The sequence below is a fragment of the Calditrichota bacterium genome (genome assembly GCA_014359355.1).
In the GTDB taxonomy this organism is placed as follows: Bacteria; Zhuqueibacterota; Zhuqueibacteria; order JANLFK01; family Oleimicrobiaceae; genus Oleimicrobium.
Window position 1 is genome coordinate 1 of sequence record JACIZP010000110.1, and the last position, 10,435, is coordinate 10,435.

General features: G+C 61.1%; 7 protein-coding genes. 3 read left to right on the forward strand and 4 right to left on the reverse strand.

What is annotated here, in order from left to right:
- The 3 genes from H5U38_04540 to H5U38_04550 all read left to right on the forward strand — a co-directional run.
- The coding region (locus H5U38_04540) for a hydrogenase iron-sulfur subunit (protein ID MBC7186289.1) at positions 1-1,949 on the forward strand (1,949 nt) is incomplete at its 5' end.
- A gap of 23 nt (positions 1,950-1,972) precedes the next feature.
- The gene (locus H5U38_04545; protein ID MBC7186290.1) at positions 1,973-2,113 is read left to right on the forward strand and encodes a hypothetical protein; all 141 of its coding nucleotides are present in this window, start codon (positions 1,973-1,975) and stop codon (positions 2,111-2,113) included.
- A 207-nt stretch (positions 2,114-2,320) separates the two neighbouring features.
- The gene (locus H5U38_04550; protein ID MBC7186291.1) at positions 2,321-5,302 is read left to right on the forward strand and encodes a hypothetical protein; all 2,982 of its coding nucleotides are present in this window, start codon (positions 2,321-2,323) and stop codon (positions 5,300-5,302) included.
- Between the two features lie 179 nt (positions 5,303-5,481).
- On the opposite strand, the gene H5U38_04555 is transcribed toward H5U38_04550, so the two are convergent.
- The 4 genes from H5U38_04555 to H5U38_04570 all read right to left on the reverse strand — a co-directional run.
- Complete coding sequence (locus tag H5U38_04555) at positions 5,482-6,336, reverse strand: esterase family protein (protein MBC7186292.1); 855 nt, start codon at positions 6,334-6,336, stop codon at positions 5,482-5,484.
- A 264-nt stretch (positions 6,337-6,600) separates the two neighbouring features.
- A complete protein-coding gene (locus H5U38_04560) occupies positions 6,601-7,623 on the reverse strand; it encodes a pectin esterase (protein ID MBC7186293.1) in 1,023 nt (340 codons plus the stop codon).
- Between the two features lie 222 nt (positions 7,624-7,845).
- Positions 7,846-9,504 (reverse strand): MFS transporter, encoded by a 1,659-nt coding sequence (locus H5U38_04565; protein MBC7186294.1) that lies wholly within the window; start codon positions 9,502-9,504, stop codon positions 7,846-7,848.
- Positions 9,505-9,740: 236 nt separating this feature from the next.
- On the reverse strand, positions 9,741-10,435 hold a 695-nt coding region (locus H5U38_04570), incomplete at its 5' end, for a xylulokinase (protein ID MBC7186295.1).

Here is a 10,435-nt window from a genome sequence, read left to right on the forward strand (position 1 = left end):
ATGCCGGGCACCAAGTCTACCTGGTGGAGAAGGAGCCGTCCATCGGCGGCATTATGGCCGCCCTGGACAAGATCTACCCGACCATGGACTGCGCCATATGAATTCTCGGGCCGAAGATGATGGATGTCGGTCGACATCCCAAAATCGAGCTCTTCACTTACAGCCAGGTAGACGAAGTCACCGGATTCGTGGGTAACTTCAAGGTCAAGATCCGCAAGAAGGCCCGCTACGTGCGCACCGAGGATTGCAATGCCTGTGGCGACTGCGCCAAGGTCTGCCCGGTGGTGGTGCCGGACGAGTACCAACAGGGCTTCTCCTCGCGCAAGGCCATCTACTTGCCCTTTGCCCAGGCGGTACCCTCGGCCTACATCTTGGACATGGCCCACTGCTTAGGCACCAACCCCATTGCCTGTGGCAAGTGCGCCAAGGTGTGCGCCAAGAAGTGCATTGATTATGACATGCAGGACGAAATCGTGGAGCGGGAGGTAGGGGCCATCATCGTTGCCACTGGCCTGGACATCTACGACCCACGCCCCTTAGACGAGTTCGGCTACACCCGCTTTGAGAACGTGATTACCAGCATGGAATTCGAGCGCCTCATCTGTGCGGGCGGCCCCACCGCAGGGCATTTTATCCGTCCCACCGATCGCCGCCTGCCCAAGACGGTGGGGTTCATTCAGTGCGTCGGGTCCCGCTCCACTAAACGCGGCAACCGCTATTGCAGCAACGTCTGTTGCATGAACACGGTGAAGGACACGCTCCTGCTCAAGGACCACTACCCAGAGGTGCAGTGCAAGGTCTTCTACATGGACATCCGCGCCTTCGGCAAGGGCTTTGAGGAGATGTTCCGACGGAGCAAAGAGGAGGGGGTGCAGTACATCCGCGGCATACCCGGAGACATCTACGAAGACCCGGTCACCAAGAATCTGGTGCTTCTGGTGGAAAACACCATGACCGGCAAGATCGAGGAGCACGAGCTGGAGATGGTGGTCCTGGCCGTGGGGATGCAGGCGCGGGCGGAGCAGAAGGACCTGCAGAAGCTGCTTACTCTGTCCAATACCGCAGACGGCTTCCTGTTGGAGTCCCACCCCAAATTGAAGCCGGTGGATGCGCCCACGCAGGGCGTTTTCTATGCGGGGTGTGTGGAGGCCCCCAAGGACATCAAGGACAGTGTGACGCAGGCTGGGGCAGCGGCGGCCCGCGCCGGCATCCTGCTCAATGCTGGCCAAGTGACCATTGAGGCGATCACCTCCATGCTGGACCCGGCACGGTGCACCTTCTGCGGCCTGTGCAGTAGGGTGTGCCCCTATCATGCGATCGTTCCCCCAGACCGCAAGAAGGGCCAGTATCCAGTATTCATCGAAGCGGCATGCGCGGGGTGTGGCGCCTGTGCCGCGGAGTGTCCCACCGACGCCATTCATATGCGGCACTTTCGGGACGAGCAGATTTTGGCGCAGATCCAGGCTTTGCTGGAGGACAAGCCCGAAGAGAAGATTCTTGCCTTTGCCTGCAACTGGTGTTCGTATGCCGGCGGCGACAATGCGGGCACTGCCCGGCTCCAGTACCCGCCGACCGCACGGCTCATTCGCACCATGTGCAGCGGACGCGTCGATGAAAAGTTCGTCTGGTACGGCTTCAAGTTAGGCGCGCCCATCGTTCTGGTGTCCGGGTGTCACTTCGCCGACTGCCACTACATTAACGCCGTGCAGTGGACGCAGCGGCGGGTGGAGCGTCTTTGGGACAAGTTGGAAAAGAAGGGCATCCGTCCGGAGCGGCTGCAGTTGGAGTGGATCAGCGCCGCCGAGGGGCAGAAGTTTGCCCGCGTCATGCGCGAATTGGAGGAATTGCGCCAGAAGGTCACCTTGGAGGAGATCCGCCAGACCATGGAGATCCTCAAGGACTATGACCCGCTGCAGAAAGAGAGTGCGGCGGCGGCCGCATCCGCATAGGGAGGAGGTAGCGAGCGTCGCCTATGGCGGAAGCAAAGTTCAAATGCCTGCGCTGTGGATACGAATTCATGGCCCATTACGACCCGAAGATCACCGAGGAGCGGGCCTGTCCGAAGTGCCACAGCAATAGTGTGCGCCGTATCAAGGAGGAGAGCTCGAAGTAAGCCTGCCACAGCCCCTCGCGGGAGGGCCGCGCCGCGGGCGGAGCAAGGTGCCGGCCCACGATGTCGGGATCTCCGCCCAGCTACCGTTCGGTAGTCCTGGGCGGAGCCGCGAGCAGCGTCTCGCCCTCTCCTGGGTGGGAGTCCGTCGCAGCGAGTACCTGGCGCCCTCTCCGGGGGCAGCTTGGCAACCTGCAATCAGGACCACCAATGGAAACCGTTCTCCATCGCCTTAGAGAGAGGGTTGCCCATCTCGGCAACCATAATCAGAAGTACCTCCGCATGATCGACCTCCACCTGGACTCTTTGGTGGAGCGGCTGGAGGCTTCTGGCGCCATCGACCAGGTGCACTTGTGGACGGTGGCCCGCGACTTGCGTGCCGAGATGGAGGTGGTGCGTGCCCAGGGCACTACCGAAAAGGAGAAGCTGGAGTTCCTTGGCACCTATTTCGGCCTGCAGTTCCTGCACCTGAACCTCCGCGCCCTTGACGTGCTCATGCTCGATCTCTCCGCCAGCAGCGAGCCCCTACAGGTCTATCAGAAGTTCATGCTCGACGTTGGCGCCAAGCTGCGCGCTCTCATCGCCACCTACATGGAGGAGCTGTTGCAGCTTTTCCTCCCCGCGGAACAGCGCCCGGAGTTCGTCATCTGCGGCGTGGGCACGCGTACCGACCAGGACGATCTGGACATCGGCGTCATCGACGACGGCTCCCCCAACCGCGAGCATCTCAACCGCGCCCTCAGCAAGCTGAGCAGGGAGATGTTCAAAAGGGCCGTGTGCCTGCACATGCACATTTCGGAACATGTCGGGCAGAGCGGCTTTTCGGCCTCCATTCCTGAGTACTGCGCTCTCTTGGAGACCGAGATTCGCGATTTCGTCATCATCAGCGAGATGCTCAATGCGGCGCCCATTGTAGGCAGCCGTCGCCTGTTCCGCGACTTTCAGCGCAAGGTGACGGCGCGCTACTATTACCATCGTCGCGGCGACAACCGCTACCACGAGGGCTATTTGCGCGGCATTTTGGGCGAGGTCCGCTCCCTCCAGATTCGCCAGGTCAAACCCAACCGCATCAACCTGAAGAACGACGCGCTGCGCATGATCAAGGGGGCCCTCTTTGCCGGCAAGACCATTTTCCGTGTTGACAAAGTCAACTGCTGGGGCATCCTTTACGAGCTCTGGAGGCGCGATGCCGCCCGCGCCTCGATGTACATGGCTCTGGAGGAGGCGCTCACTTTCCTTGAAACCTTTCGCTACCTTTACCAGCTCTTCGTGGTGCAGGAGGAAGAAATCTACTTGGAGAGCGAGCAGGCCAGGGCGACCCTTGTGCCGGTGGCCAGGACCATGGGCTATGTGGATACCGGTGTGGTTTCGGCCGAGCAACACCTTCTGGTCGATTACTATCGCTACGTGGCGCAGGCTAAACGCGCTCTCGATGAGCTGCTGCCGCACGTGACGCAGCACCTCCGCACCGTGAGCGTGTTCAGCCCTTTACGACAGGCTGCCGCCGGTGTTGCCCATCCACTGAGCTCCGAGAATTTGGCGCTGCGCTTCATCCAACACCTGGAGTTTTTCAATGGCACAAAGTTCTGGGACGATGTGCTGGAGGCGTTAGAAGAGAACCAGGCGGCCCTGTTGGTAGCGCTGGTCAGAGACTGGTGTGCCTTAGACCCAGAAAAGGCGCGTGAGCTCGTCGGTCGCTTTGCCGCCTGGGGCACCAACGCCTTCATCGCCGAGCTGTCGTTTTTGGTGATGCTTGCCCGTCACCAGGACAAATTCCCCAAGGGGTGTGTCTTTGCCGAGTTTAGCCGGGCCTTCTTGGAGGCGTTTGCTGGTACGCCAGAAGAAATCAGGCGCATGGTGCGGGTGTTTGATCACTACCCACAACTGATGAACCGCTACTTGGCCTGCATCACCGAGGAGGAAAGGCGGATCTTCGCCAGCAAGCTGCGTGGCGAGACCTGGGATCCCGACGTGGCGCAGGTGCGCGCGCGGCTGCTGGAGCTTTGTGAGCTCCACATCCATAGCAGCGAGTACTTCAAGCGATTTTTCATGCGCGTCCTGGAGCGCCATCCAAGCGCTATTCATCTGCTGGACAAGCCCGCGCGTCTGCAGCAGTTGGCTGAGGGGCTTTATGGCGACGTGGACCGGTATGGCTCCTTTGTGGCCAAGAAAGAGCGGCTCGGCGACTTTTTCGACTTGGAATTCTTCCGCCTGGGCGTGCTGTGTCTGGCAGGCGCGCCCATCGCCGCGGTTGGTGCTCAATTCACCGAGTCCTCGCACCGCTACCTGCGCACACTCTTCGATCTGTGCAAGGCGGAGTTGGATGAGCAAGCGGGCACCTCGGTGGCCACCAGGGATTTGCTGGGATTGTTTGTGTCGGGCGGACATGCGCGCGAACAGGCCTTTGTGGACGACTATGACCTGTTCTTCCTCTTGGACTCCGATGACCCGAAGTTGCGCGCCTACGGGGACAAGATCGCCAGCCGTATGAACCAGCAGCTCATTCGCCGCGGGATCTTGCCCCACTACCGCTTTGCCGATCTTTTCGGCCACTACGTGACCACCATGAGGGAGCTGGATGACTACCTCAGCGAAAATGGCGATTCGGTGGTGGTGGACAAGTCGCAGGTCTTCGGGTCGCGCATGGTGGTGGGAAGCCACAAGCTTCAGCAAACGTTTCTCCGCCGCATCATCGAACCGCATGTGTATGCGCAAGTGGAGCGGTATCTTGCGCAGATGCGTGCCGAGATACACGCACGCCATCGCGAGGTGCGCAAGCTCCCTGGGGCAGGACGCAACATCAAGGAAGGCATCGGTTGCATGCGCGACATCGAGATGACTCTACTGATGCTCAAGGCGAAATTCCGTATTGACCAGCCGGTCACCGGCGCGCTGCTGGAGGCTCTCCCGCGAGTGGATCCGCGCCACAGCAGAGAGTTCCGGGCGTTGGCCGAGGCGCTCGACTTCTATGAGCGGCTCAGGAGCCTGTATCGCCTTACCGCGTCGACGGGGGAGGAGATCGATCCCCGTTTTGTGGGGAGAACGGCGGTCATCATGGGCTTCGGCGAGGACGAGGCGGAGGCCGCCGAGCGACTGTTGGCTGCTTTCCGCCGCTGTGCGGAAAAGACGAGCAAAGTGCTCGCCACGTTGGAACGTGCCTTGCTTTCACCCACGCCGGTGCCGGCCTCGTGAGTGAATCTGGCGGAAGGCCCCACGCCTCACCTGCCGTGTGCGCACCCAGTTAATCCGACCTGCGTGCACCAGTGGTGAACTTTCTTGCTGCTAAGGGCCAGGGGGCCTGCCCTCCTCCGGAGGAGCGGTCCCGTTGGTGATTCTTTCGCTTCTCGCCTGCGGTACCTGCTGGTGCTCCATCATGGCGCGCTCTTTCTCTTCAGGTGCTTGCTGAAGAAGAGCAGGTGGTACTCAAGGGCGTTGCTCCAATACGCCCAAGTGTGGGCACCTGGCCGCTCGGTGTAGTCATGCGGGATTTTGAGCTCAATCATGCGGCTGTGCAGTTGGCGGTTAGTGTCCAACAAGAAATCGTCTATGCCGCAGTCCAGGAAGATGGCTTTGTTTCGTCCGGCCAGGCGCGTGCAGAGGAACGTGGCGGAATTTTCCTCCCACAAGCGTGGCGCCTGCTCGTATTCGCCCAACACGTCGGCAAGGCCGGCTCGGCGGGCTGCAGGCGTGAGGGTCATGGCGCCGCTCAGGCACCCGGCTCCTGCGAAGCGCTCAGGGTACTTTGCTAAGAGAGTAAAGGCCCCATGGCCACCCATGCTCAGGCCGCAGAGAAACCTTCCCGTGGAATCGGCGATCGTCCGGTAGTGCGCGTCTACATAGTCGACGACTTCCTTGGCAATGTAGGTCTCGTATTGGGAGTCCTTGCGCAAGGGGCTGTCGAGATACCAGCTGGCGTAGCCTCCGTCCGGGCAGACGAGAATGAACTCATAACGGTCCGCCAGGGGCTTGAGGTCCGCCTTGGTCGGCCAGTCGCGATAGGAGCCGCTCCATCCATGCAGGAGGTAGACAACAGGGAACCTTTCCTGGCTCGTGAGATAGCGTTCCGGGAGAACGACCACCGCTTGCGCTGCCTTCGCCATGGCAGGACTGAAAATGGCCACTGTATCCACCTGTGCCGCGTCGACACGCATGCTCAGGCTGAGGAGCGCACAGGTGAGAACTGCAGCGAGAAGCTGCCACGCACCACGGGGATGAATTTTCATCATGGTTCCTGACCTCCTTGCGGCTATCATCCGGGATACTGGGAAAAGCGATGACTTTCCTGTTGTCGGCCCCTGCTAAGCCGTGGCCCAGAAGGCCCACAACCCGTCTCGGGTTAGGCCGCAAAAGGCTTCCCACCTGTACAAGGGCGGGTTGCACAAGGCCGAGCTTGATTGTCCACAGCAGCTCGGGCCCCGCCGCGAACGCCGTGGGCTTTCGCCTCTCTCAGGGCGCGACGAGCATAAGCGGGTTTCGCCCTGAGCCTTCCCTCAACGTGCCTCTCCGCTGAGCTCAGCGGCAGGATTCCAGCCGTCTCCTCCGGCCAGCACATTTTCCAGAGAGAAAGCCTTGGCTTCCGCGTCGGTGAGTTGACGGGCCCATGTCACACGGTGCTGTGGGTGGGCGCCAGGGCCACTGCTTTGCCACTCGGCGAAGCGCGCCGTTCTCTCGCACTCTGGCTTGCCCCAGTTGTGCCAGCCTTCCTGCCTCACCACCTCGGACATGCTCGTGTTCAGGAAGACCACCGATGCGTATGCGCGCCATGGTCGGCCCAGATAGGTCAGCACTCCAGGCTCGCCGGTGATCGTGCAGTGCGAGAAGACAAAGCCAAAAGGCTGACTGGCCGGAGTTGATGCCGCTGTTATGTAGCCGTTGCCGCGACAGTGAATGTGACAGTGGTCGAAGAAGGCAGTGCCCCCGCCAAAGATAAAGTCGACGTGGCCGGCGATGGAGCAGCCGCTGAAGTAGACGCGGCCCCGGTTGAGCAAGATGGTGTCCTGCCAGCCGAGGAAACGGCAGTTTCTGAACACGACGCGATCCCCGTCGACGCGGAGCGCCACGGCCTGAGCCACCGGGCCGGCTGCATTCTCGAAAGTGATGTTCTCAGCAATAAAGTCGTCGCCATCCACCACCACCGTCGGGGTCCGAAATGTGCCAATTGGCTTGCCATCGAATCCAACCAACTTCGCGTGCAAGTCGTAGGTGATGACCGTTGATTCGGGAGACGCACCCACCAGCCGGATGCTGCCTCGTTCGCGCTGCACGTACACCAGCTCTCGGTATGTGCCGGGTTTGACAAAAATCACCCAGCGATCCGCGGGCGTGGCCGAGTGCGGCGCCGCCATGATGGCGTCTTGGATCGACGTGAAATCGCCACTGCCATCTACAGCCACAACCGCATCAAATCGACGAGGTGACGCTGCCTCCCCCACAAGGCGCGGTGCCTGAGGAGAGCAGCAAAGCGTTGTTGCCAACAGAAGAACGAAGAGAGAGCTCACCTTGTGGTACTCCATATTGTTGCCCATCTACCACACATACGGGGCTCAGGCTGATTGCCGGACGGCTGCCGCAGTCTGGCTCCAGAGAGCGCCAGGTCCCCCAGCCGGGGCACACGCCTGCCTTAGCGGCCGCCCGGAACGGACTTCAAACCTGCCCTGGCCTGCGTCGTCCTCTCGCCGGAGTTCCCCTTGTGCACCGCCAGCGCCACCGGCGTGGCACCAGACCAAGAAACAATGTTATGCGTGGCCGCCGGGTTGACCATTTTCGGCGTCCGTCTTGCCCACGAGAAACCGGTCGTAAGCCAACAGTCCCACTATCGTCAGCACGCCAATGCCGCTGAACAGGAGCCACAGGGTGCGCGGCTGATGCAAGGTGTCGACGAAATGCACGTAGAGATGCGCCCCCAGAATCGCGCCCACGCTACTGCCAATCACCCCGTAGAGGAAGATGTAGCCCATGTAGGTGGCCACGCGGTCTTTTGGAGCAGTCATGCCCACGTACGAGAAGAACTTGGGGTGGGCGGTCATTTCGCCAATGGAGAAGATGATGATGCCCACGATAAAGACCCAAATGCTCGGCGAAATCGCGAGGATGGCCATTCCAACAGTGCCGAAGAGTATGCCGACCACCATCGTGGGCAGCGCGCGGGTCTTCCTGACGATGGCCGAGACGATGAGTTGCAGCGCGATAATGGTGCCCGCATTGATGACCGTCACATGTTCCACGTCAAAGAACCAGTTGAGGTGCAGGCCGATAGCGTGCAGCGCGGCGTTGACGACCCTGTTCAGTGGCGTTGCGTCCACGTAGTCATTCACGTACCAGAGCACCGAATCAAACATCTGGAAGTAGAGGATCCAGAATCCCGAATAGACCAGGATCATCAGCAAGAATCGGGCGTTGGCTCTGGCTCGTGCCATGTCCTGGTACTCGATAGTGAGCAGCGAGAAAACCGTGGCGTAAATAACGGTCACCACGATCCTGGTGAACAGCGACAGTCCAGGGAGGAGCCAGAAAAGCACGCCAACAGCCGCAACGCCCGCTGGAACCAACCAGGAGCGGAGGCCTCGCGACCGTATGGCCAGGATGGCCACGCTGACCACCAAGAGTGTCCCTACAAAGAAGAGGAAGAAACTCCCCAAGGCGACGAACAGGGTTATCCCCCCAAGGACTGTGGCCAACCCGATGGCCAGTGCCACGCCGGCGGCAGCACCTTTCTTCCGCAGCAGGTAGAACAAGAGCACGAACGGGCTGTAGACGATCTCGAACGCGTTGGCCAGGGTGGTGAGGAGATTGGTGGTTGCCTTGGGTCGCGCAGGGTCGCGGTAGGTCAAGAGCGTGGGGATGAGCATGGAGCCGGTGGCCAGCGCCGAGGCCAAGATGACCGTGCGAGGACCGAAGCTGTTCTTGAGGTACGGGACCAGGATGAGGGGAAAGAGAAACGCCCCGAGGTTAATCGACCAGTAGTAGATGCCAAAGCCCAGGGAGCTGTTACTTTCGTCTGTTGTTCGGGCAATGGTTCCGGAGATGATCGGCTTGAAAACGCCAGCGCCCAAGCCCATGACCACGAGGGAAATGAAAACCGCAGTGTACGTCGTCACCTGACTTGTCAGGAAGTAGCCTGCTCCCAGGAGGCTGAAGGCGACGAGCAGCGTGCGCCTATACCCGAAGCGGTCGGCCACTGCGCCACTGAGAATGGGAAGGAAGTAGAGCAGCGGCTGTATTGTTCCCTTGATGAGTCCCACGCTCTCTTTGGCAAAGTGCAGCTGTTCCGTCAGGTAGACGGAGAGGAAGCTCATCATCCCGTAATAGGCGCCTCTTTCGAAGAATTCGAAGACGATCGATACCCAGAAGGTGCGCGGGAAACCCGAGAGGCGACTTTTTTTCTGCGGTTCCATGCGGTCCTCGTTGTTTTTCAAGACGGGCCTGTGTTCCTCCCGTCGGGAACGGCCACTCGGGCGGGGCGCTTCGCGTGGGGCTCGGCCTCTCGACCCGTCCGAAATGCCTCGTGCCCCTGGGGGCTGCTTTGCATTCGGAGCGTGCGCAGGTCGCTTCCTTGCGCCGGGACTTCTTTCCGCCTTGGGGCCTCAGCCAAGGCCCGCTTTCCCGATCGCTGACTCGAACGCCGGCCCGACTAGGAGTTGACCAGTGCGGCGACCTGCGTGAAGGTGCCGCGCAGCAAGGGGTACAGGCTGCGGTAGAGCCGATAGTACCGCTCATACAGTGCAGTGACCTCGGCCCTGGGTTTCGTCTCGCTGACGACGCGAATGGTGGCCTGGCACGCCTCGGGGACGGAGGCGTACAGGCCCGTTCCTACACCCGCCAGGAGCGCCACGCCGAACGCCGGCCCCTCTTCCACGTTGATGCTGGTCACCGGTGCGCCGAACACATCGGCCTGAATCTGGCGCCACAAGGCGCTCCTTCCGCCGCCCCCCGAGGCACGTATCTGCTGCGCCTCGATGTGTTGCTCGCGCATGATCTCCAAGGAGTCGCGCATGCCGAAAGTGACACCCTCCAGCACCGCTCGCACCAAGTGCGCCTTGCTGTGCCGCAGGCTTAGGCCGATGAACACCCCCCGCGCGTTGGGATCGGGGTACGGTGTCCGCTCCCCCGCCAAGTAGGGGAGAAAGAGCAGCCCCTCTGCCCCTGGCGGTACCGCCGCCGCAGCCGCAGTGAGCAGCTCATACACCTCAACGCCCTGTTGGCGAGCCCGGGCCACCTCCTCCTGGCAGAGGGCGTCCCTGAACCAGCGCAGGTAGCCTCCGGGAGAGTGTATTACCCCCATCTTGTTCCATTTTCCCGGCACGGCGTGGCAGTAGTTGTGCAATC

Excerpts from the sequence above, each read along its gene's own strand:
- H5U38_04545 (MBC7186290.1), top strand. The coding sequence starts at position 1,973 with ATGGCGGAAGCAAAGTTCAAATGCCTGCGCTGTGGATACGAATTCATG.
- H5U38_04550 (MBC7186291.1), top strand. The coding sequence starts at position 2,321 with ATGGAAACCGTTCTCCATCGCCTTAGAGAGAGGGTTGCCCATCTCGGC.
- H5U38_04555 (MBC7186292.1), bottom strand. The coding sequence starts at position 6,336 with ATGATGAAAATTCATCCCCGTGGTGCGTGGCAGCTTCTCGCTGCAGTT.
- H5U38_04560 (MBC7186293.1), bottom strand. The coding sequence starts at position 7,623 with ATGGAGTACCACAAGGTGAGCTCTCTCTTCGTTCTTCTGTTGGCAACA.
- H5U38_04565 (MBC7186294.1), bottom strand. The coding sequence starts at position 9,504 with ATGGAACCGCAGAAAAAAAGTCGCCTCTCGGGTTTCCCGCGCACCTTC.